A 21,730-nucleotide genomic window follows, 5' to 3' on the forward strand; every position below is an offset into this window, starting at 1 on the left:
TCCCGCATCCTGTGCCTGCTCGTGACGGTCTGGGCGCCCGCGCCGACTTCGGAACTGTCAGAGGACGACGGCATGAATCTCCATCGGATGCTTCTCGAACGGAAGGCGGCCGGCAGGCCCGTCACCGTCGGTCTCATCGGCGCCGGCAAGTTCGGCACCATGTTCGCCAGCCAGTGCCGCCTGACCGAGGGCATGCACCTGGTCGGCGTCGCCGACCTCAATCCGGATCGCGCCCGCGCCCAGCTCAAGCTGGGCTCCTGGCCTGCGGAGCAGTATTCCGCCGCCTCCATCGACGACGCGCTGAAGACCGGCCGCACCGCCATCCTCGACAATGCCGACCTGCTGGTGACCCATCCCGCCATCGAGGTCATCATCGAGGCGACCGGCGATCCCGGTGCCGGCATCCGCTTCGCCATCAAGGCGATCGACAACGGCAAGCACATCGTCATGGTCAACGTGGAGGCCGACGCGGTGGCCGGCCCCATCCTCGCCCGCAAGGCGAAGGCCGCCGGTGTCGTCTATTCGCTCGCCTGGGGCGACCAGCCCGCCCTCATCGCCGACCACGTCGACTGGGCCCGGGCCTGCGGCTTCCGCGTCGTCGCCGCCGGCAAGGGCACGCGCTACCACCCGACCTACCACCAGTCGACGCCCGACACGGTGTGGGACATCCTCGACAAGTACATGAAGATCCGCGACCGGAACTCCATCAACCCGAAGATGTTCAACTCCTTCGTCGACGGCACCAAGTCCGGCATCGAGATGACGGCGGTGTGCAACGCCACCGGCCTCCATGCCCAGGCGGAGGGCCTGTCCTTCCCGCCGGCGACGCGCTTCGAGCATGCCGAGATCTGCAAGCCGCGCTCGGCCGGCGGCGTCCTCGAAAAGGCCGGCGTCACCGAGGTCACCTCCTCGGTCTATCGCGACGGCACCGACGTCCCGCATTCGCTGGTGATGGGCACCTATGTCGTCTTCGAGAGCGACAGCGCCTACAGCCAGGAGTGCTTCCGCGAGTACTCCATGCTGCAGGACTCGTCCGGCAAGTATTCCTGCCTCTACCGGCCGATCCACATGATCGGCCTGGAGCTCGGCTACTCCGTCGCCTCCGCGGCCCTGCGCAAGGAGCCGACCGGCGCGGCGATCTGCTTCAACTCCGACGTGGTCGCCACCGCCAAGCGCGACCTCGCTCCCGGCGAGATGCTGGACGGCGAGGGCGGCTTCTGCGTCTGGGGCAAGCAGACTCCGGCCGAGGCCTCGCTGGAGCAGGGCTACCTGCCCCTCGGCCTCGCCCACAACGTCAAGCTCAAGAATGCCATCAAGGCCGGCCAGCGGCTGAAGTGGTCGGACGTCGCCTATGACGCCGACAGCCTCGCCGTGAAGGTCCGGCGCGAGATGGAGGCGGCCTTCGCCAAGCCGAACGCCAAGGTGGCCTGACCAATGCGGCGCCCGGTCTGCCGGGCGCCGACATCGAGACATACGCATGACCGGACAACCGGCGCCAGACCAAGACCGGCCAAGCCGGCATCCCGAGGAAACGACCAGCAGAGCCCGGCAAGCGGGCCGCACCCGAACAAGGAGGAATCCATGACCACCTTCGACCGCATCCGTGCATCCCGCCGCGCCGTGCTCGGCGGCCTCGCCGCCGGCACCGCCCTCGTCGCCATGCCGGCCGTGCTGCGCGCCCAGAAGCTCAACTGGATCGGCGCCAGCGCCACGCCGCCGACCGACTTCATCGCCCAGTCGCTGGACTTTTTCGCCAAGCGCCTCGGCGAGCTGACCCAGGGCCAGATCACCACCACCACCCACCATGCCGGCTCGCTCGGCGGCGAGCGCGAGCACGTCGAGGGGCTTCTCCAGGGCGCCGTGCAGGTCGCCTCGCCCGGCGCCTCCATTCTCGCCGGCTGGTATCGCCCGGCCGACGTCTGGACCTTCCCCTATCTGTTCAAGGACGTCGCCCACAAGGACCGGGTGATGACCTCGGTCATCGGCGCCTATGGCGACGACGTCGCCAAGGTCGCCAAGCTGCGCCCGGTGGGATCGATCCCGCGCATGCCGCGGCTCCTCTCCTCCAACCGTGTCGTGCGCACGCCCGCCGACCTCAGGGGCTTCAAGATCCGCGTGCCGGAGACGACGCTGTGGCGCCGGACCTTCGAGCGCTTCGGCGCCTCGCCGACGCCGCTGCCCTGGCCGGAAGTCTTCCAGGCCCTGAAGTCCGGCATCATCGAGGGGCAGGAGAACCCGATGGCGCTGACCTACAATGGCGGCATCTTCGACGTGAACAAGAACCTCGCGCTGACCGAGCACATGATGCAGGACAACCAGATCGTCCTGTCCGAGCAGGTCTATGCCGGTCTCTCGGAGGCCCATCGCAAGGCGGTGAACCAGGCCGCCCGCGACATGGAGAACGAGCTGCGGCCCAAGGTGATCGCGGACGACGCCCGCATCCTCGACCTCGTCAAGGCGAAGAACATCGCCATCAATCCGGTCGACAAGGACGCCTTCCGCGCCACGCTCCGCGGCATGGAGGACGAGTTCGCCCATGTGAAGCAGTGGGTGCAGCAGATCGGCGCCATCGCCTGATCGGGCCCTGATCCTTCGGGCGGGCGGATGCCACGGCACCGCCCGCCTCCGCGCCTCACTCAACCGGGAAATGCCATGTCGCCGCCACCCGAACGGGCCGGCCCCCTGCGCGCCGTCTGCGACGCCACCGAGCGCATGAGCGCCGTGGCGGCGGGGGCCTGCATCGCCGCCATCGTCGCGATCACCGTCGTCGCCGTCTGGTACCGCTACGTGCTCGGTGCGCCGCTCTCCTGGACCGAGCAGGTCAGCCGCATCCTCTTCGTCTGGGTCACCTTCCTCGGCGCGGCGGTGCTCTACCGCCGCATGATCCACATCGTCATCGACATGATGGTGATGATGCTCCCCGGCCCCCTGCAGCGGGTGATCTACTGGATCAACCAGGCGCTGATCTTCGTCTTCGCCGCCATGCTCCTCTGGTTCGGCGGCAAGCTCTCCATCGACAACCTCGCGCAGACCTTCGGCGCGCTGGAGATCACGCCGGCCAGTTTCTATGCCGCCGCGCCCGTCTCAGCGGCGCTGATCCTGCTCTACTGGGTCGAGAAGATCGTCGACCCCTCCAAGCGCGTCCCCCAGGGCGACGTCCACCTCTGACGGAGCGTCGCCATGGCCAGCGTGCTGATGATCGGTTTCCTCGTGCTCTTGACGATCGGCCTGCCGATCGCCTTCGCCATGGGTCTGGCGACGATCCTCGCCATCGCCTGGCACGGGACCCTGCCCTTTTCTCTCTTCGCCCAGCGTGCCCTGATCGGCGCCGATTCCTATTCGCTGCTGGCGATCCCCTTCTTCATCCTCGCCGGCAACCTGATGAATGTCGGCGGCATCACCGAGCGGATCGTCAAGTTCGCCAATGCCTGCGTCGGCCGGTTCACCGGTGGCCTCGGCCTGACCACCGTGATGTCCTGCATGGTGTTTTCCGGCGTTTCGGGCTCGGCGGTCGCCGACGCTTCGGCCCTCGGCAAGGTGCTCATCCCGGGCATGAAGAAGCAGGGATATGACCCGGGCTTCGCCGCCTCGGTCACGGCTGCGGCCTCCGTCATGGGCCCGATCATCCCGCCGTCCATTCCGCTCGTCATCTACGGCCTGTCGGTCGGCAAGGGCGTGTCGGTCGCCGCCCTGTTCCTCGGCGGCGTGGTGCCCGGCATCGCGCTTGGGGTCGGCCTCGGCATCGTCGTCTATTTCATCGCCAAGAAGCGGAACTACCCGAGGCACGAGGCCGTGCCGTTGCGCCAGCTCGTATCGGCCGCCGGACAGGCCGGCTGGGCCCTGTTCATGCCGGTGCTGATCCTCGTCGGCATCACCGGTGGCGTCGTCACGGTCACCGAGAGCGCCGCCATCGCCGTGCTCTATGCCGCCTTCGTCGGCATGGTGATCCACCGCGAACTGACCTGGCGCAATATCGGCCCGATCTTCGTCCAGACGGCGCTCGACACCGCCGTGGTCATGATCATCATCGCCTTTGCCTCGGGCTTCGGCTGGCTGATGGCGGTCAGCGGTCTGCCGAAGAGCATCGCCGCCTGGATCTCCGGCATCTCCTCCGATCCGCTGGTGATCCTGATCCTCATCAACATCCTGCTGCTGATCGTCGGCTGCTTCATGGAGGCCATTGCCGCCATGATCATCCTGATCCCGGTGCTGATCCCCATCGTCGAGGCAGCGGGGATCGACCTCGTCCATTTCGGCCTGGTCATGGTCTTCAACCTGATGCTGGGCCTGCTGACCCCGCCCGTCGGCATCCTCCTCTACATCTGCGGCAACTTCGCCAATGTGCGGATCGAGGCGGTGGTCAGGGAGGTCCTGCCTTTCCTCGCCGTCGGCCTGATTATCCTCGTCCTCATCACCGTCTTTCCCGCCACCGTCCTGTGGCTGCCCAGGCTGGTGTTGGGCTGACCGACCGGAGCACGACCATGACCAGACTCGCAGACCGCGTCGCCCTCGTCTTCGGCGCCGGCTCCGTCGGCCCCGGCTGGGGCAACGGCAAGGCCTCGGCGGTAGCCTATGCGCGGGCAGGCGCCAAGGTCGTCTGCGTCGACATCAACCGCTCGGCGGCGGAGGAGACGGTCGGCATCATCCGCGGCGAAGGCGGCACGGCCGAGGCGCTCGCCTGCGACGTGACGAAGCTCCTGGAGGTGGAGGACGTGGTGGCCCGCACCACCGCGCTCTTCGGCCCCGTCGACATCCTTCACAACAATGTCGGCCACGCGAAGATGGGCGGCCCGCCGGACCTCTCCGAGGACGAGTGGCGGCGCGAGATGGACCTCAACGTCACCGGCATGTTCCTCGCCTGCAAGGTGGTGATCCCGGCGATGCAGGCCCGCGGCCGGGGCGTCATCACCAACATCTCGTCCTCGGCCGGCATCCGTTATGTCGGATACCCCTACACGAGCTACTACGCGGCCAAGGGCGCGGTGAACCAGTTCACGGTGGGCGTGGCGCTGCAATATGCCCGCGACGGCATCCGCTGCAACGCCATCCTGCCGGGCCTGATGGACACGCCGCTGATCTACCAGCAGATTTCGGTCCAGTACGCCTCGCCGGACGAGATGGTGAAGGCGCGCCACGAGGCGACGCCGATGGGTCGCATGGGCACGGGCTGGGACGTCGCCAACGCCGCCGTCTTCCTGGCCAGCGACGAGGCGAGCTACATCAACGCGGTCTGCCTGCCGGTGGACGGCGGCTTCACCGCCCGCTGCGCCTGAGCCGCTCCCGCCGGCGAGGGGGTGCGCACGCCGCCGCGGCGGGGTAAGGAGCCCTCAGCATCCGCGAGGGGAGCCGCCATGGCAGGGTCGAAAGTCGTTCTGGTCACCGGGGCCTCCTCCGGCATCGGCCGCGCCACGGCCGAGCACCTCTCAGCCCGCGGCCACCGCGTCGTCGGCACCAGCCGCCGCGAGAGCCCCGGCGACGCAGCCTGGACCTGGGCGGTGCTCGACGTCACGGACGAGGCCTCCGTCGCCGCCTGCGTCGCCGGCGTGCTCGCTTCCCACGGCCGCATCGACGCGGTGGTGAACAATGCCGGGCTCGTCATGTCCGGCGCCGTGGAGGACACCTCGCTGGCCGAGGCGCAGCTCAGCTTCGAGACCAACGTCTTCGGCGCCATGCGGCTCGCGCGCGCCGTTCTTCCGGGCATGCGTGCCCAGGGATCGGGCACCATCGTCAACATGGGCTCCCTCGCCGGGCGGGTGGGCATGCCCTTCCAGGGGATTTACTCCGCCAGCAAGTTCGCTCTCGAAGGCCTGACCGAGGCACTGGCCCAGGAGGTCGCCGCCTTCGGCGTCACCGTGGCGCTGGTCGCGCCCGGCGACACTGCGACGCCGGTGGTGGACAATCGCGTCAGGACGGCCGGCTCGCGCGATCCCGCCTCGCCCTATGCCGCGGCCTGCGCCCGCGTCGTCGCCATGTACGAGCGGGACGAGCGGGCCGGCGCGCCCGCCGCGGGCGTCGCCGCCCTCGTCGCGGCGATCGTCGAGGACCGGCGGCGGGGGCCCCGCCACGTGGTCGGTCCCTTCGCGCAGCGGGTCATGGTGGCGTCGCGCGGCGTGGTCCCCGGCGGCATTTTCCAGTGGGGGATGTCACGTTATTTTGGTCTCGGGAGATGATCTGTCGGGATGCGTGATCGGCGGCGCCGCAGCGCGGCTCCCGGCATCCGCCTAAAATTTTGAAGGGACAGGCGAATTTATTGTTTCTGATCGTTGCGCCCGGGAGGCTGAAAGGCGGGTCCCTTCTTGGCCCGAGGCTTGCTCGCGACCGCCAAGCCAACTATAGCGACTGAACCGCCTCTTTGACGGTTCGGTGACCCTTGAAAGCAAAGCTGTTCCATGTCCGATAGTACGGTGCATCCCGAAGGCGGATCGCAAACGGTGGCCGCGACCGCCCAACTCACCGGGATCCTGCGCCGCGTCGCATCGCTCGGCGATATTCTCGAACGGTCCGTGGGCGATGCGACCCATCCCCTGAAGATCCAGATCGACCGTTTCGACAGTCCGGTCCGGGCCGTGATCGAGGGCAGGCCCACCACGCTGTTCGGCACCAACAGCTATCTCGGCCTCAATTTCGACCCGCGCTGCATCGCCGCCGCCGAGACCGCCCTCAGGACCTGGGGCACCGGCTCCACCGCCTCCCGCGTCGCCAGCGGCAACCAGGCCGGCCACGCCGAGCTCGAGCGCACCATCGCCGCCTATTACGGCCGGCCGGACGCCATCGTCTTCTCGACCGGCTTCATGGCCAATCTCGGCTCCATCGGCGGGCTTGCCGCCGAGGGCGACCTCATTCTCTACGATGCCTTCTGCCACGCCAGCATCATCGATGCCTGCCGGGCCAGCGGCGCCACCTTCAAGTCGTTCCGCCACAACGACCCGGCCGATCTCGACCGCATGCTGACGGAAGCGACCGTGCCGCCCTCGCGCACCCTCGTCGTGCTCGAAGGCCTCTATTCGGTTTGGGGCGACCTCGGCGCGGTGAAGGATCTCGCCACCGTCGCCAAGAAGCACGGCGCGCTGGTGCTGGTGGACGAAGCGCACGGCCTCGGCCTCTACGGCGCCACCGGCCGCGGCGTCACCGAGGCCCAGGGCGCCGAACATCTGGTCGATGCCGTCGTCGGCACCTTCTCCAAGTCGGTCGGCGTCATTGGCGGCTATTGCGTCACCAGCCACCCGGCGCTGAAGGCGCTGCGCTTCCTCGCCCGGTCCTACCTCTACACGGCCTCGCTGCCGCCGGCGGTCGTCGCCTCGGCGCGCACCGCCATCGGCATCATCGCCGGTGAGCCGGAGCGGCGCGCCGACCTCTGGCGCAAGGCCGAGCGCTTCTGCGCCGGCGTGGAGGCCCTCGGCTATTCCATGTGCGCGGCCCCGGGTCCCGTGGGCGCCATCAAGATGCGCGGCCTCGTCCAGGGTCTCGGCTTCTGGCGCGAGCTGCTGGAGCGCGGCATCTACGTCAACATCCTCGTGCCGCCGGCGACCCCGAGCGGCGAGGTGCTGCTGCGCTACTCGGTCTCGGCCGCCCACACCGACGCCGACATCGACCAGTTCCTCGCCATTCTGGGCGACCTGTCGCAGATGGCGCAGACCGCCTGATCCCGCCTCACAGCAGGACGACGGCCTCCGCCAGCGCCGCCGCCTTGCCGTCGGGAACCTTGACGAAGATGCGCAGGGTCGCGCGGGCGCGCCCCTCCGCATGATCCGCCCGCACCACCCGCGCCGATATCGTCACCGCCGTGCCCACCGCCACCGGCATCGCGAAGCGGCTGGAGAGCTTGGCGCAGGTGCCCTGCGGCAGCCATCCGGCGAGCGCCGTGTCAGCCAGCCCCATCAGGAGCATGCCCTGCACGATGGCGCCGGGCAGACCGACGGCGCGCGCTGCCGCCTCGTCCACGTGGATCGGATTGTCGTCGCCGGACGCCGCCGCGTAGCGCCGCACCATGGCCATGTCGACGGCGGGAAAGTGCCGGTCGGGAAACACGGTGCCGAAGGGCAGGGGATGGTCAGCGGCCGTCACGGTACCAGCCTCAGCACGGCGTGAAGGCGCGCCACGGGCGCCGCGGCATCGCTGACCATGGCGTCGAGGGAGAGATGGATCTCGTCCGTCCGCCGGACCTCGAGCGTCAGCGACAGCGGTCGGTCGAGGGGGAGGTCGGCGATCGCCTCCACCGTCTGCAACTCATGGACGGGAAGAGAGCCCGGCCTGTCGGCTGCGAGCGCGCGCACGATATCGACCACTTCGGGCCGGGTCAGCCAGCGGATCGGATAGGTGGTCGGTGTGCGTCCGCTGGCGGCGAGCCCGAGGCTTTCCGCGAAGGCCGCCACGTCGTCGGCCGTTGCGACGACGTCGAGGGCGGCCTGGCGGGTCGCGCCGACGAGGCTCACGCCGCCCGGCCGATGGCCAGCGAGGCGTTGATGCCGCCGAAGGCGAAGGAATTGGTCAGGGCGACGTCGAAGGCGTGCTTGCGCCCGACATTGGCGACGCAATCGATCGGGCAGGCCGGGTCCGCTTCCAGGAAATTGATGGTGGGAGGCACGAAGCCCTCCTCCAGCGCCCGGATGGTGACGACCGCCTCGATGGCACCGGCGGCGCCCAGCGTGTGGCCATGGATCGGCTTGGTGGAGCTGACCGGCAGGGCGCCGAGCCGCTCGCCGAAGACGCGGCCGAGGGCCTCGCTCTCGGTGGAATCGTTGAGGATGGTCGCCGTGCCGTGGGCATTGACGTAGCCGACCGCCTCGGGAGCGAGACCGGCATCGGCCAGCGCCAGGGCCATGGCCTCGGCGGCCCCGCCGACGTCCGGCTTCAGCATGTCCTTGGCGTCGCTGGTGGTGCCGTAGCCGAGGATGCGGCCGCGGATGCGGGCGCCGCGCGCCGCGGCGACCTCCTCGGCCTCGATGACCAGGGCCGCCGAGCCCTCGCCGAGCAGGAGGCCGTTGCGCCCGCGCGAAAAGGGCCGGCAGAGCTGCGGCGACAGCACGCGCAGCATTTCCCAGGCCTTCATGCCGCCCGGCGTGATGATGGCCTCGGCGCCGACGACGATGGCGCGGTCCGTGAGGCCGGCGCGGACCATGTGGAAGGCGATGCCGAGCGCCTGGGCGGAGGAGGCGCAGGCGCTCGACACCGCGAACGTGGTGCCCGTGCAGCCAAAGACGAGGCCGACATTGGAGGCCGAGGCGCTGATCATCGCCCGCGGCACCGTCAGCGGGTCGGGCCGCTTCTGCGTCAGCGCCATGTTGCGCGAGGCAGCCTCGATGGTGCCGAGGCTGGCGATGCCCGTGCCGACGATCACCGAGGTGCGCGGGCCGAGCGGCAGGGCCTCGGCGAGGCCCGCATCCTTCACCGCTTCATCGGCGGCGATCAGCGCCATCAGCGTGACCTGATCGAAGAACGAGGTCTTCAGGTGCGGGAAGAAGCGCTCGAGGTCGAAGTCCTGGACCTGGGCGGCGATGCGCAGGTTGTTGCCGAACTCGTAGTCCAGCACGATCTGCTTGACGCCCGACACGCCCGCCGCCGCCGCGCTCCAGAGGGCCTCGACCCCCTTGCCGGCAGTGGTGAGCGCACCGAGACCGGTGACGACGACGGAGCGGGACGTCACGATCAGGCCTGCTGCGCTTTCTGGATATGCTCCTTGAGCACGGCGATGAGACCGCCGACGTCCTTCACCTGAGCCAGGCTTTCGTCCATCGGAACGTAGACCTGGAACTTCTCCTCGATGGCGGCGAGGATCATCATGTAGTCGACGCTGGCGATGTTCAGCGATTCGAGCGTCGTGTCCGGCCCAACGCCGTTCAGATCGACCATGCCTTCCTTCGCGATGACCTCGACGAGGTCGCGCGTCAGCTGGTCGTCCCCGAAAGCGGATGCGGTATCGGTCATTCCGTGGCCTTCTTGTTTCTTCTCGACGTCGTTCGGTTCTGACACCGTCACGCTAGGCGCTGCGCGCGCGCAAGCCAAGGGGTGCCTCGCTCGTGCGCCCGCGTCCCGTGCGACGCTCCGTGCCTTCCTAACCTCTTATTTCCGTCCTATCTAGCACCCAGTTGCACCCGAGGTGGCCCCAGGTCGCGTTCGGCCGCGAAACAATGCGTTGACGAGGGTTCCCATGACGTTGTCCCGCCGAGGTCTGATCGCCGCAGCCGGCCTCCTGGTGCCGGCGAGCTCGTCCCTCGCCCAGGATCGCTTGCCGCCGGTGAGCATCCGCCGGTCGGAACTGACGGTGTCGCGCTCGCTTGCCGTCGCCCGTCCCGACCTGCCGGTCCCCTCGGACAGCGGCATGCTCTTCTATGTCCAGCACGCCATCAACAAGAATGTTCTGGTCTATGCCGCCCGCCAGAGGCCGGACGGCGCCCTCGACCCGCAGGCGCCCGTGGAGGTCTTCTGGCGCCGCTACGACGACGACAACGGCCGGCGGCGCGAACTCTCCTTCTTCGAGCGCGTCTTCGCCTTCGGTGTCAGCGCCCAGCCGCTGGCGCCGTCGCGCTATTCGGCCCGCATCGCCGGCTACCGCGAGCGCGACGCGACGATCGACCTCGGCGCGGACGGCAAGCCGCGGGCGCTGATGACCTCCGGCCAGCGCACCTTCCGCATCGTCTATGCCTATGCCCAGGCCGAGGACCGTCGCTTCATCCCGAAGATCCACCACATCGACATCCACGGCATCGACGTCGCCAGCGGCGAGGCGGTGCGCGAGCGCGTCCGCCTCGACATGTGAGGCCTCAGCGCCCGCCGGCACCCCAACCGAAATCGTGCCAGAACCCGCGTGGGAACGGGTTCGGCAGGCGGTTGCGCTCGATCAGGCGGCGCAGGAGGGGCGGGCGCTCCCCCGTCTTCCAGCTGCCGAGGAAATGGTGGCGGCAGAGGATGCGCCGGCCGAGCAGCGGCAGGTCGGCATAGAGGTCCGGCGGCACCCAGCCGATCTGGTGCAGCACGTCGACGTTCGCGGGACGGGCGGCGTAGAAGAACCGGGTCAGCGCCTTCGGTCCGGTCGCATCCTCGATGTCGCGGCGCTCCGTCACCGGCCGTTCCGACAGGCGGCGGACCATCTCCCCGGCGAAGGCGGCGAGGAAGGGATGGCCGGCCGGCGCCGCGAAGATGCAGTTGGCGATCTGGAAGGGCTGGTCGTAGCCGAGCTCGCGCTGGCGGATGCCCGTCACCTGCGCCTCGATGCCGAAGACCGCCCGGTCCCGCGCGAGCACCGGTCCGAGCGGCGCCAGGCACTCCATGTCCATGTCGGCATAGATGCCGCCCTCGGCGAGGACCACGAGCACGCGGAACAGGTCGGCCTTCTGCACCGGGAAGCGGATCCCCTCGTACGTCGCCCCATAGGCCGGGAACCGCTCCGCGACGAAGCGGTCCATGGCCGCGTCGTCGTAGAAGCGCAGGGTGATCGCCGGATTGTGGCGCACGAAGCTCTGCTGGAAGGCGGCGAGATCGGCGGGCAGCTCGGCCGACTTCCAGGTCTGGTGGAGGACGAGGGGGATCACGAAGGCTCCGGACGCGACAGCACGGTGGGCGAGGGGCCGCCTCGCCCGGCCCGCTCGATGCGCGCCATCAGGCCGAGTCCGGTGACGATCATCGCCAGCGGCATGAACCACGCCGCGAACAGGGGAGGCAACTGCCCGTATTCGCCGAGCCAGACGACGACGTTGTTGGTCACATAGAGGAAATAGCCGGCGAGGCCGATCAGGATCATCGGCTTGAACAGGGTGCGCTGGGCGAGCAGCGTCATGGACAGCGCCGAGGCCATCAGCATCATGCCGAGCGGCAGCACCGCCTGTGCGATCCTGACGTGCCACCAGGCCCGGTAGGAGGGCTCCTGAACCCCCGGCAGGCTCGCCAGCGCCGCCAGCGTCCCTTGCGGCAGATAGCGCGCGTCGATGCCGAGATTGGCGAGCCAGAGCGGCTCCAGCGGCAGGGCGATGCGCTCCTCGGCGAAACGCCGGACCTCGCCGACCCCCGCAGCCTCGCCGGTGGGCGCGATCCAGCGGCTGCCGTCCCGGAAGAGCCAGACCCCCGCGGCATCGCCCGGCGAGGCGCTGGCGGCCGACACGCGGCCCGTCAGCCGCCCGCCTTCCGACAGTTCGAACAGCTGCACGTCGACCAGCGTCCGGTTGCGGAAGTCGACCCGCGCCTGGACCATGTGGTTGGCGAGCACGATCCAGCGCCGCTCATCCGGCTTCAGCCGCCGGTCGAAGCGCTCGCCATAGCTGCCGAGGCGGCTTTCGATCTGCACGGCGACGGCGGCCGGGCGCAGAAAGGTCAGTGCTGCGACCTGCAGCGCCCCGAACGCCGCTCCGAGGAGAAGGAGCGGCATCAGCGACTGCAGCGGCGAGCGCCCGCCGTTCCAGACGACGATGCGCTCCCGCGACTGCGTCAGGGTGATCTCCGACCAGAACAGCCCCATGAAGCAGGCGAGCGGCAGCAGGTTGCCGATGACGTCGCAGATGCGCAGCAGCAGGTACCAGCCCATCAGCAGAGCGACGCTCGCAGCGCCCCCGCCGGCCGCGGCCACGATCCGCTCTGCCCGCGAGGCGAGGTCGAGTGTCAGGGCGACGATCAGCAGGGCGGCCGCCACCGTCCCGACATGGCTCGCATGGGCGAGCGTCAGCGTGCGGGTGAAGGTGCCGAAGGGCACGAGGCCGAAGCGCCGGCCGGCCAGGGGAGCTGGAGCATCGGTCACGAGCGGCTGAGCCCCGGTCGGGCGATGGCGGACGAGCGCAGCGCCACGGCGGCGATGAGCCCCACGCCGATGGCGAGGCCGCCTGTGGCGACGAGCCCCAGCACCGGCCAGAGGCCGGCCGCGAGGATTCCCGTCAGCACCGAGGTGCCGGCGATCTCCATCGTCATCAGCCCGGCGCAGGCGAGCGGCAGCACGAAGGCCTGGTTGGCCCGCGTCGTGAACGACAGCGCCAGCAGCGCGATGAGCGGCGCGATGAGGCAGAGCAGGCTGCGGCCTATGCGCTTGGCGAGCTCCAGCCTCTCGCCGGTGCGCGCGAAGGCGCCGGTGAAGAGCTCCGGCAGGGTCAGCTCCGCGATGTTCCGCCCCCGCGGATCGAAGGGCACGACGTCGTTGAAGACGAGGCTCTGCTGGGTGGCCGTGCCGCGCAGCGAGGAGGTCGGCGCCACGGGACGCTGCTGTGCGGCGGTCGCCCCCGCCGCCGGCGCGGGGAAGTCGTCCACGGCGAAATCGTAGAGGTGAAGCGCCACGCGCCCGTCGATATCCGGGCCGATCAGGCGGGTGCCGTTGGCGACCACCACCCGCTCGCCGCCGGCCTCGGTCGGCTGGCGGACGAAGAGCCGCGGCGTCGGCACCCCGTCCGAGCGCGGCATCACCGCGACCGTGCCGATCCGCGTCTCGAACAGCCGGTTGGCGGTCACCGTGCCACCGGTGAGGGCGTGGTACTGCGCGGAGAACATCACCAGCCGGAAGGCATAGCGCGACAGGGGATCGACGAAGCCGCCGACGGCGAGGGCCGCGATCTGCGCCCAGATGCCGATGCGGATGACGAGCCGGATGAGGCCGTGGGGCGGGATGCCGAGGCTCGACAGCATCAGGAACTCGCGGTCCTCGCGCAGGCCCAGCGCCACGCGATAGACGGCGATGAGGATCGCGGTGGGCAGCGCCAGTTCGAACACCTGCGGCAGCATCGTCGCCATCATGGCGACGGTCTTGGCCAGCGGCGCACGGATCTTCAGCACCTCCTCCAGCAGTCCGGAGATGAGCTGCTCGGCGACGAAGATGCTCTCGATGAGCAGCAGCACCAGCGCCACCTGCACGGTGACGTCGCGCATGATGCGGTGGGCCTGCTGGCTGGGGAAGCGCCGCGCCCGTCCGCCGAGATCGAGTTGGGAGACGAGCCGCCTTTTCAGGGCGAAGAGGCTTCTCACCACGGGCGACGCCCTGCGCTGGCTTCGGCCGTCGCCGCGGTGTAGAGAGCCCGCAGGCTGAACGGCAGCGGCCTCCCGCGCCCATCGGGGACGAATTCGGTTGCAGATTGCTGAAGCACGGTCACGGCGCGATTTTAGACGCTTCGTCCGCATCCCGCGACAACTCTATTCGGGCATGCCCGGATTTCAGCCGCCGCTGGATCTGGAACGGACCCTTCTCCTCGACCCGCGCGTCGCCCCGTTCTTCACCCACGGCGAGGCGGCCTTCTTCATCGCCAGCGACGACCAGGGCCGGCCTCTCGGGCGCATCTCGGCGCAGTTCGACCGGTTGACCCCGGCCGGACGCACCGACATCGGCCATTTCGGCTGCCTCGACGCTGTGGACGATCCCGCCGTGGTCGCCGGCCTCGTCGCGGCTGCCCGCGCCTGGCATGCGGAACGCGGGCGGCACCGCATCGAGGGCCCCTTCACCTATTCCATCAACGAGGAGGTCGGCGTCCAGGTGGAAGGCCAGGACCGGGGGGACATGGTGCTCATGCCCTGGCACCCGCCCTATCTCGGCGCCCATGTGGAGGCAGCCGGCCTCGTGCCGGTGAAGGACCTCCTCGCCTATTCCGTGCCCATCGAGCAGGGAGCGCGCTGGCGCGGCGTGCGCTTCGCCGAGCTCCCCGAGGGCAGCCGCATCACCGTCCGCAAGCTCAGGCTCCGCGACCTCTCCGGCGAGGCCGCCATCATGACCGACCTCTTCAACGCCTCCTGGCGCGACAACTGGGGTTTCATCCCGCTCGCGGCGGCCGAACTGACGACGCTGCTCCGGGTGATCCGGCCGATCCTTCGCGCCGATCACGCCGTCTTCCTCGAGCACGAGGGCCGTCCCGCCGCCTTCGCCTTCATCATGCCCAACGGCTACGAGCTGTTCCGCGGTTTCGGGGGCCGCCTCATGCCCTTCAACTGGGCGCGGCTCGCCTGGCGCATCCTGACCCATCGCTTCGCCTCCAAGCGCGTCACCCTGCTCGGCGTCCGGACCGATCTGCGGGACACCATTCTCGGCGCAAGGCTGCCCATCGTCGCCATCGCGCGCCTCATCGCCGCCAATCCACAGCCGGCGGAGATCGAGATGAGCTGGATTCTTGACGACAATGTGCGTATGCGCCGTATCATCGAAGGCGCGGGCGGGACGGTGTCCAAGCGCTACCGGGTCTATGCGGACCCGGTGACGGAGGGTGAGGGGCCATGAGCACGGCAGACGGTTCGGGCGTCCTCGCCCCGGTGGACGCCGCCTTCATGGTGAGCCACCCCGCGTCCCTGCTGGCCCTCGTGGGCGGCGCAGGCCTCTTTCCCTACGGTCCCGGCACCCTCGGCGCCCTCGTCGGCATCCCGCTCGGATTGGCCCTGCAGGCCGCACCCGCCGCGGTGGCTATCGCCGTCATCGCCGCCGCCTTCGCCATCGGCGTCTGGGCCTGCGGCGTCACCGCCGTTCGCTCCGGGCTCCACGACCATCCCGCCATCGTCTTCGACGAGACCTGGGCCATGGCCGCCGTCGTGGCCTTCTCACCGCCGGGACTGCGGGCGGTGATCGTCGGATTCGTCGCGTTCCGCCTGTTCGACATCCTCAAGCCCTGGCCCATCGGCCATATCGACGAGAATGTCGCCGAAGGCTTCGGCATCATGCTGGACGATGCGGTGGCGGGGGTCTTCGCGCTCGCCTTGGTGTTCGGGCTCTCGCGGCTCGGCTGGCTCTGACGGCTCAGACGCCGGCGATCACCCGCATGGTGAGCAGGCCGCAGGCCAGAGCGATGGCGATACCCAGTCCATCGAAAATCTGCATACGCGTAACCCCGCTCGAACGGTGTGAAACGTAAAGCAACATGATGAATGAACCGTGTCGCAAGAACGGCCGCTTCGTTGCGGCCGCGTGTCGGTGACGCGGCGGGATCGGGGAGCGCGCCGGCCGTTGCCGGAATGCGACAGCGCTCAGAGCACGAAGTCGGCGCCGAGATAGACGGCCTTCACCCGGGGGTCGGCGACGATGTGCTCGACCGAGCCTGAGGCGAGGATGAGGCCACCGTCGAGGATATAGGCGCGGTCGACCAGGCTCAGCGTCTCGCGCACGTTGTGGTCGGTCACCAGCACGCCGATTCCCCGCGCCGAGAGCTTGCGCACGAGGATGCGCACCTCCGTCACGGCGATGGGGTCGACGCCCGCGAAGGGCTCGTCGAGCAGGATGAAGGAGGGATCGCTCGCCAGGGTCCGGGCGATTTCCAGCCGCCGCCGCTCGCCGCCCGACAGGGCGCCGGCCTTGGAGCGGCGGACATGGGTGATGCCGAACTCCGCGAGGAGGCCGTCGAGCCGGGCGCGCAGCGCCTGGCGCTCGCCGATCAGCGATTCCAGCACGATGAGGATGTTGTCCTCCACCGACGAGCCGCGGAAGATCGAGGCCTCCTGCGGCAGGTAGCCGAGGCCCATCCGCGCGCGCATGAAAAGCGGCAGCCGCGTGATGTTCTTGTCGTCGAGCATGACGACGCCGCTGTCGGGCACCTGCATGCCCGCGATCATCGAGAAGGTGGTGGTCTTGCCGGCGCCGTTGGGGCCGAGCAGGCCGACGACTTCTCCCCGGCGCAGGGCGAGATCGACGCCCCTGACCGTGGGGCGTCCGTCATGGGCCTTGGTCAGGCGGCGGGCGATCAGCATGGCGCCGGCCCCAGGGCACGGACGCGCCGCCGGGCGGTCGCCGCAGCGGGACTCAGCGCTCGCCCTCGATGAAGGCGATGGTGAGGTCGCGCGCCTCCGGATCGGTGTACTGCTTGGGCGGCGACTTCATGAAGTAGCTCGACGGCCCGCCGATCGGCCCGCCCTGCTTGCGGTCGAGCGCGATGCGGCAGCAGCGCACGGCGTCGATCACCACGCCCGCGGAATTGGGCGAGTCCCAGACCTCGAGCTTCAGCTCCATGTTCAGCGGCACGCCGCCGAAACCGGTGCCCTCGATGCGGATGTAGGCCATCTTCCGGTCGTCGAGGAAGGGCACGAAGTCGCTCGGGCCGATGTGGATGTTGTCGGCGTCGATCGGCACGTCGATCTGGCTGGAGACGGCCTGGGTCTTCGACTTCTTCTTCGACGACAGGCGCTCGCGCTCCAGCATGTTGAGGAAGTCGGTGTTGCCGCCGAAATTGAGCTGGTAGGTGCGCTCGATCTTGACGCCGCGGTCCTCGTAGAGGCGGGCGAGCACGCGGTGGACGATGGTCGCGCCGACCTGGCTCTTGATGTCGTCGCCGACGATCGGCAGGCCCTTGTCGGCGAAGCGCTTCGCCCATTCGGGATTGGAGGCGATGAACACCGGCACGCAGTTGATGAAGCCGCAGCCGGCCTCCAGCGCGCGCTCGGCGTAGAACTCGCAGGCCTTCTGCGAGCCGACCGGCAGGTAGCAGATGATGACCTCGGCGCGGGCCGCCTTCAGCACCGCCGTCACGTCGGACGGTGCCTCCTTCGATTCGGTCACCACGCCGACCAGATGCTTGCCGACGCCGTCGAGGGTCGGGCCGCGCTGCACCGTCACGCCGGTGGGCGGCACCTTGGCGAACTGGATGGTGTTGTTCGGCTTGGCGAGGATGGCGTCAGCCACGTCCTGGCCGACCTTGCGGCTGTCGATGTCGAAGGCCGCCACGATCTCCACGTCGCGGATATGGTAGGGGCCGACCTCGACATTCATCAGCCCCGGGATCGACTCACCGGGCTTGGCGTCCTTGTAGTAGTGCAGACCCTGAACGAACGAGGCGGCGCAATTGCCCACACCGACGATGGCAACACGAATGGCAGACCGTGACACGAAACATCTCCAGGCGCTCGGGCCGAAGACCACCGGCTGCGCGCGGCTCCTTATACTGCATTGTTCCCCCATTTGAAGTGCTTCCGTCATGATCGTGACAGGCGCGGCCGGACTGCTCGGTAACAGCGTGTTGCGGGCCGCCGCGGCGGGCGGCCTCGCGCCCACCGCCTGGCTGCGCGGCAGGGCGGGCGCGAGGACGCTGGAGGGGCTCGACCTCCCGGTCGTCTTCGCCGATCTGGCGGTCGATCCCCTCGAGAAGTACCTCGAAAACGCAGGAATCGTCGTGCATTGCGCGGCAAGGGTCGAGATCGGCAGCACCGGGGCCGACGCCTCGCACCGCGACAACGTGCTGGCGACGGCCCGGCTCGCGAGCGCCTGCCGTGCAGTCGGTGCACGTCTTATCCACATTTCCACCGTCGACACGCTGGCCTGGGGAACACGCGACGCGCCGGGCGACGAAACGCCCGCCGCACCCCATCCACGTGATACCACTTATGCCGCCACCAAACGCCTCGCCGAGGCCGCCGTGCTCGCCGAGATGGAACGGGGCCTCGCCGCGACCATCGTCCATCCCGGCTTCCTCCTCGGCCCCTGGGACTGGAAACCCTCTTCCGGTCGCATGCTGCTCGCCGCCGTGCGCGGACCCCTCGCCATCGCCCCGCCGGGGGGCAACGACTTCTGCCATGCCGGCGCCGTCGCCGAGGCGATCCTGGCCCTCGCCGGGAGCGCGCCGCCCTCGCTGCGCTACGTCCTGTCGGGCGAGGCGCTGAGCTATGCCGAGGCCTTCCGCCTGATGCGGCAGGCGGCGGGCCGCCCGCCCCGCGTCGTCGAGGCGCCGGAGGCACTGGTGCGCGCCGCGGGCCGGGCCGGTGACCTCTGGGGACGGATCAGCGGCCGCGAGCCGGCCCTCAACGGCGCGGCAGTGGACGTCGCCTGCGCGCCCCACCACTTTTCCTCCGCCCGGGCGGTGGCGGAGATCGGCTACCGGCCCCGCCAGGCCATCGAGGCCATGCGCGAGGCGTGGACATGGTTCGTCCAACGCGGCTATGCGTGACCGCCGCCGCCCCTTGATGAGAGCCGCCCCTTGAAGATCGCACTCGTGAGCGACTGGTTCGTGCCGCGCCTCGGCGGCATCGAGCTGCAGATGCGCGATCTTGCCCTGGCGCTGCGCGAGCGCGGCCACGAGGTCCGGGTGATCTGCGGGGTCCCCGGCGCGGCGGAGGTGGACGGCATCCCGGTCGAGCGCCTGCCGGGCCCGCGGCTGCCCGGCTTCGGCATCGCCTTCACGCCTGCGGTCTTCGCGGCGCTCCGGGCCGCCATCGACGCCCGCCGCGACGAGGTGGTTCACGTCCATTGCGGCAATGTCGCGCCCATCGCCCATCACGCCGTCCAGCACTGCATCCGCCGGCGCATCCCGGCGGTCGCCACCTTCCATTCGGTGCTGAAATATTACGACCTGCCGCTCATGGCGCTGAACGCGCTGCATGGCTACGGCCGCTCCGCCGTCCGCTTCACCGCGGTCTCGACGGTCGCAGGGGCGGCGCTGCGTCCGCTGCTGGGCGAGACGGCGGTCACCGCCATCCCCAACGGCATCGACCTTGCCCAGTGGCGCCGGCCCGAGGGTCTCGCCCCGCGTCAGCGTGGCCCGGTCGAATTCGTCTCGGTGACGCGGCTGCAGAAGCGCAAGCGGGCGCGCTGGCTGGTCAAGGCCTTCGCCGCGGCGGTGGCGCACCTGCCGCCGGAGGCGGCGCGGCTGACGGTGGTCGGAGACGGCGACGAGATGGCCGCCATCGCCGCCATCATCCGGCGCGCCGGCATGGAGGACCGGATCGTCCTCGCGGGCCGCGAGACGCGCGAGGCAATCCGCGACCGTCTCCATCGCGCCGATGTCTTCCTGCTGGCGTCGCGCCTGGAGGCCTTCGGCATCGCCGCCCTCGAGGCCCGCGCCGCCGGCCTCCCGGTCGTGACCATGGCGCAGTCCGGCGCCCGCGATTTCCTGCGCGACGGCGAGGACGCCATCCTGGCAGAGGACGATGGCGAACTGGCAGGCGCGATCCGCCGGCTGGTCGAGGACCCCGCGCTGCGCGGGCGGCTCGTCGCGGCGGCGGCCGTGCCGCCGGCCGGCGTCGACTGGCGCGACGTGGCGCCGCTGTACGAGGCGGAATATCAGGCGGCGCAGGCCGCCGTCGGCTAGGGCTGGTCGAGCCGGCGCTGGCCCTTGTCGTCCTGCGGCAGCGCCCAGCCGAGATAGCCGAGGCTCACCAGCGAGGCGACGAAGAGCACGCCGTGATGGATCAGCGCCGCAGCGGTCGCCAGCGGCAGCGGCACGCCCAGATACTGGTAGCAGAGGATGACGGTCGCCTCGAAGACGCCGAGATGGCCGGGCGAGACCGGTGCCATGGTGGCGAGGTCGAGGGCCGCCACCACCAGCACCGCCGCGGCGACCGACGGCTCGATCCCCACCGCCACCTGCACCGTCATCACCATCAGAACCTCCGCGGCGGTCTTGGCGAAGGTCAGCAGCACCACGGCCGTGCCCAGCACCGGCTTGCGCAGCGGCTCGAGATTGTCGACGAAATCGGCGACGTGGCCGACCAGCCGCGCCGGGCGCGGCGTGAGGCCGATGCCGAGGCGGCGCAGCCGGTTGCCGCCATGGGCGGCGACGAGCAGGGCGAGCGTGAACACCGCCATGATGCCCGACAGGGCGAGAAGGCCGGAGCGCAGCCAGTCCGGCACCGGCACCAGCAGCGCGGCGAGGGCCAGCGTCGCCACCTTGCCGATGCCGGTGACCAGCTGGTCGACCGTGTAGAGCGATGCGGCGGCGGAGGCCGGCAGGCGCCCGCGCACGATCAGAAAGCCGACGGAGGCGACGACGCCCGTCATCGGCAACGAGGTGTTGGCGGCCCCGCTCAGCGCCGTCACCTGCGCCATGCGGGCGAAGCTGGGCCGGTGGGCCTTCGGCGCCAACAGCTGCCACTGCAGGATCCAGAACGGCCAGCCCGCCAGGGACACGAAGACCGCCAGCAGCGCCCAGTGCCATTTCGCGCCAGCCAGGGCGGCGATGACGTCGGCCCAGGGGAGGGCATAGGCGGCGATGCCGGTGAAGAGGGCCAGCACGCACCAGCCGAGGACCCACCACAGGCGGCGCGAGGGCGGTGCGGCGGCGTCCGTGGCGGCGGGCACGCTCATGCCGCGGTTCCGTTCGCCTGCGCGCCCATGTCCCGCATGGTCATGAAGGTGGCGCCGCGACCCTTGAAATAGCCGATCACCGAGGCGAGCGCGTCCAGCGCCGGCTGGCCCGTGCGGAACCGGCAGTCGTAGCGCAGGTTGGACGAGCGGAAGTCGACGAACTCCCAGGGGTGCACGAAGAGCACGACGGGGTCCGGCAGCCGGCCGAGGAAATACTCCCTGAGCAGCTTGGGGATGCGCAGCGCGCTCGAGGTGATCGAGGCGGGAATGCGCACGAGGCCTGGTGCGTTCTCCTCGCCCGGCACGTCCTTCTTGTAGCGCGCCTGCGAGGAATCGAGGGCGAAACCCTCGTCCTGCAGCAGGTCGAGATAATGGCCGGGGAAGCGCAGGTAGGGGGCGCGGAACGAGGTGATCTCGCCGAACTCGCGCAGCCGCCGCGTCGAATCCTGGATTTCCCAGCGGGCGCTGTCCTTCGACATCCAGTCGAAGCGCTGGTGTGTGACGCCATGGCAGGCGAGCTCGTGGCCGCCGTCGACCACCGCCTTGACGGCGGAAGGGTGGAGCCTGGCCGTCTCGCCCGTGGTAAACCAGGTGACCGGCACCGCCTCGCGGGCGAAGAGGTCGAGGAGGCGCGGCGCACCCTCCGTCACTCCCCGCCACGTCCACAGGAACGGCGGGCAGTCCGGTTCCATGTCGACGGTGAGCGCGACGCGCAGCGGCGGGACGAGAGCGGCCATGGCCGCGCTCTTAGAGCATTTCGCAGGCGAGGGGGAGAGGCCCTCGCCT

At 69.9% G+C, this 21,730-nt stretch carries 23 protein-coding genes; 12 read left to right on the top strand and 11 right to left on the bottom strand.

Translation table 11 applies throughout. The features are described from left to right. Positions 1–72 precede the first annotated feature (72 nt). From ACT6XY_RS04515 to ACT6XY_RS04545, 7 genes are all read left to right on the top strand, one after another. Positions 73–1,431, top strand: coding sequence for an NAD(P)H-dependent oxidoreductase (locus ACT6XY_RS04515; RefSeq protein ID WP_444747135.1), 1,359 nt, complete (start codon positions 73–75; stop codon positions 1,429–1,431). 150 nt (positions 1,432–1,581) lie between these two features. After that, entirely contained in the window at positions 1,582–2,577 is a 996-nt protein-coding gene (locus ACT6XY_RS04520) for a TRAP transporter substrate-binding protein (RefSeq protein WP_444747136.1), read from the top strand. Positions 2,578–2,652: 75 nt separating this feature from the next. After that, positions 2,653–3,168, top strand: a complete 516-nt coding sequence (locus ACT6XY_RS04525; RefSeq protein WP_444747137.1) for a TRAP transporter small permease — start codon at positions 2,653–2,655, stop codon at positions 3,166–3,168. 12 nt (positions 3,169–3,180) lie between these two features. Then, on the top strand, positions 3,181–4,464 hold the full coding sequence (locus ACT6XY_RS04530) for a TRAP transporter large permease (RefSeq protein ID WP_444747138.1): 1,284 nt from the start codon (positions 3,181–3,183) through the stop codon (positions 4,462–4,464). 17 nt (positions 4,465–4,481) lie between these two features. After that, entirely contained in the window at positions 4,482–5,273 is a 792-nt protein-coding gene (locus ACT6XY_RS04535) for an SDR family NAD(P)-dependent oxidoreductase (protein WP_444747139.1), read from the top strand. A gap of 78 nt (positions 5,274–5,351) precedes the next feature. Next, positions 5,352–6,170, top strand: coding sequence for an SDR family oxidoreductase (locus ACT6XY_RS04540; RefSeq protein WP_444747140.1), 819 nt, complete (start codon positions 5,352–5,354; stop codon positions 6,168–6,170). A 261-nt stretch (positions 6,171–6,431) separates the two neighbouring features. Continuing rightward, positions 6,432–7,643: an aminotransferase class I/II-fold pyridoxal phosphate-dependent enzyme gene (locus tag ACT6XY_RS04545; RefSeq protein WP_444747141.1), complete on the top strand. Its 1,212-nt coding sequence runs from the start codon at positions 6,432–6,434 to the stop codon at positions 7,641–7,643. Between the two features lie 7 nt (positions 7,644–7,650). On the opposite strand, the gene ACT6XY_RS04550 is transcribed toward ACT6XY_RS04545, so the two are convergent. The 4 genes from ACT6XY_RS04550 to ACT6XY_RS04565 are packed head-to-tail and all read right to left on the bottom strand — an operon-like array spanning position 7,651 to position 9,924. Then, on the bottom strand, positions 7,651–8,064 hold the full coding sequence (locus ACT6XY_RS04550; RefSeq protein ID WP_444747142.1) for a MaoC family dehydratase: 414 nt from the start codon (positions 8,062–8,064) through the stop codon (positions 7,651–7,653). After that, positions 8,061–8,432 carry a hypothetical protein gene (locus tag ACT6XY_RS04555; protein ID WP_444747143.1) on the bottom strand — a complete coding sequence of 124 codons (372 nt, stop codon included), beginning with the start codon at positions 8,430–8,432 and terminating at the stop codon, positions 8,061–8,063. Before ACT6XY_RS04555 ends, ACT6XY_RS04550 begins: the two co-directional genes overlap by 4 nt. Further along, on the bottom strand, positions 8,429–9,643 hold the full coding sequence (locus ACT6XY_RS04560) for a beta-ketoacyl-[acyl-carrier-protein] synthase family protein (RefSeq protein ID WP_444747144.1): 1,215 nt from the start codon (positions 9,641–9,643) through the stop codon (positions 8,429–8,431). Before ACT6XY_RS04560 ends, ACT6XY_RS04555 begins: the two co-directional genes overlap by 4 nt. 2 nt (positions 9,644–9,645) lie before the next feature. Beyond that, positions 9,646–9,924 carry an acyl carrier protein gene (locus ACT6XY_RS04565; protein ID WP_106747092.1) on the bottom strand — a complete coding sequence of 93 codons (279 nt, stop codon included), beginning with the start codon at positions 9,922–9,924 and terminating at the stop codon, positions 9,646–9,648. Positions 9,925–10,147: 223 nt separating this feature from the next. Between ACT6XY_RS04565 and ACT6XY_RS04570 the strand changes: the two genes are divergently transcribed. After that, positions 10,148–10,756 (top strand): DUF4833 domain-containing protein, encoded by a 609-nt coding sequence (locus ACT6XY_RS04570; protein ID WP_444747145.1) that lies wholly within the window; start codon positions 10,148–10,150, stop codon positions 10,754–10,756. 4 nt (positions 10,757–10,760) lie between these two features. On the opposite strand, the gene ACT6XY_RS04575 is transcribed toward ACT6XY_RS04570, so the two are convergent. From ACT6XY_RS04575 to ACT6XY_RS04585, 3 genes are read right to left on the bottom strand one after another with little or no spacing between them, the layout of a single operon-like run. Continuing rightward, complete coding sequence (locus ACT6XY_RS04575) at positions 10,761–11,528, bottom strand: glycosyltransferase family 32 protein (RefSeq protein ID WP_444747146.1); 768 nt, start codon at positions 11,526–11,528, stop codon at positions 10,761–10,763. Then, positions 11,525–12,724: an LptF/LptG family permease gene (locus ACT6XY_RS04580; RefSeq protein ID WP_444747147.1), complete on the bottom strand. Its 1,200-nt coding sequence runs from the start codon at positions 12,722–12,724 to the stop codon at positions 11,525–11,527. The genes ACT6XY_RS04575 and ACT6XY_RS04580 overlap by 4 nt, the downstream gene beginning before the upstream one ends. Next, positions 12,721–13,935: an LptF/LptG family permease gene (locus ACT6XY_RS04585; RefSeq protein WP_444747148.1), complete on the bottom strand. Its 1,215-nt coding sequence runs from the start codon at positions 13,933–13,935 to the stop codon at positions 12,721–12,723. Before ACT6XY_RS04585 ends, ACT6XY_RS04580 begins: the two co-directional genes overlap by 4 nt. A 172-nt stretch (positions 13,936–14,107) precedes the next feature. On the opposite strand from ACT6XY_RS04585, the gene ACT6XY_RS04590 reads away from it, so the two are divergent. Further along, a complete protein-coding gene (locus tag ACT6XY_RS04590) occupies positions 14,108–15,169 on the top strand; it encodes a hypothetical protein (protein ID WP_444747149.1) in 1,062 nt (353 codons plus the stop codon). Next, entirely contained in the window at positions 15,166–15,675 is a 510-nt protein-coding gene (locus ACT6XY_RS04595; RefSeq protein WP_444747150.1) for a phosphatidylglycerophosphatase A family protein, read from the top strand. Before ACT6XY_RS04590 ends, ACT6XY_RS04595 begins: the two co-directional genes overlap by 4 nt. A gap of 231 nt (positions 15,676–15,906) precedes the next feature. Here ACT6XY_RS04595 and lptB read toward each other — a convergent pair whose 3' ends face one another. Then, complete coding sequence (gene lptB / locus ACT6XY_RS04600) at positions 15,907–16,623, bottom strand: LPS export ABC transporter ATP-binding protein (protein ID WP_444747151.1); 717 nt, start codon at positions 16,621–16,623, stop codon at positions 15,907–15,909. A gap of 52 nt (positions 16,624–16,675) precedes the next feature. Beyond that, complete coding sequence (locus tag ACT6XY_RS04605; protein ID WP_444747152.1) at positions 16,676–17,755, bottom strand: inositol-3-phosphate synthase; 1,080 nt, start codon at positions 17,753–17,755, stop codon at positions 16,676–16,678. Between the two features lie 88 nt (positions 17,756–17,843). Here ACT6XY_RS04605 and ACT6XY_RS04610 point away from each other — a divergent pair, with 88 nt between their 5' ends. Together ACT6XY_RS04610 and ACT6XY_RS04615 are read left to right on the top strand one after the other, a co-directional pair. Continuing rightward, complete coding sequence (locus ACT6XY_RS04610) at positions 17,844–18,809, top strand: NAD-dependent epimerase/dehydratase family protein (protein ID WP_444747153.1); 966 nt, start codon at positions 17,844–17,846, stop codon at positions 18,807–18,809. A 30-nt stretch (positions 18,810–18,839) separates the two neighbouring features. Beyond that, positions 18,840–19,949, top strand: coding sequence for a glycosyltransferase family 4 protein (locus ACT6XY_RS04615; RefSeq protein WP_444747154.1), 1,110 nt, complete (start codon positions 18,840–18,842; stop codon positions 19,947–19,949). On the opposite strand, the gene ACT6XY_RS04620 is transcribed toward ACT6XY_RS04615, so the two are convergent. Both ACT6XY_RS04620 and ACT6XY_RS04625 read right to left on the bottom strand, forming a co-directional pair. Next, positions 19,946–20,944, bottom strand: coding sequence for a lysylphosphatidylglycerol synthase transmembrane domain-containing protein (locus tag ACT6XY_RS04620; RefSeq protein WP_444747155.1), 999 nt, complete (start codon positions 20,942–20,944; stop codon positions 19,946–19,948). The two genes, ACT6XY_RS04615 and ACT6XY_RS04620, sit on opposite strands and share 4 nt — an antisense overlap. Further along, positions 20,941–21,681, bottom strand: coding sequence for a polysaccharide deacetylase family protein (locus tag ACT6XY_RS04625; protein WP_444747156.1), 741 nt, complete (start codon positions 21,679–21,681; stop codon positions 20,941–20,943). The genes ACT6XY_RS04620 and ACT6XY_RS04625 overlap by 4 nt, the downstream gene beginning before the upstream one ends. Positions 21,682–21,730: the final 49 nt, after the last annotated feature.

The organism is Phreatobacter sp., from assembly GCF_052440005.1.
Classification (GTDB): Bacteria; Pseudomonadota; Alphaproteobacteria; order Rhizobiales; family Phreatobacteraceae; genus Phreatobacter.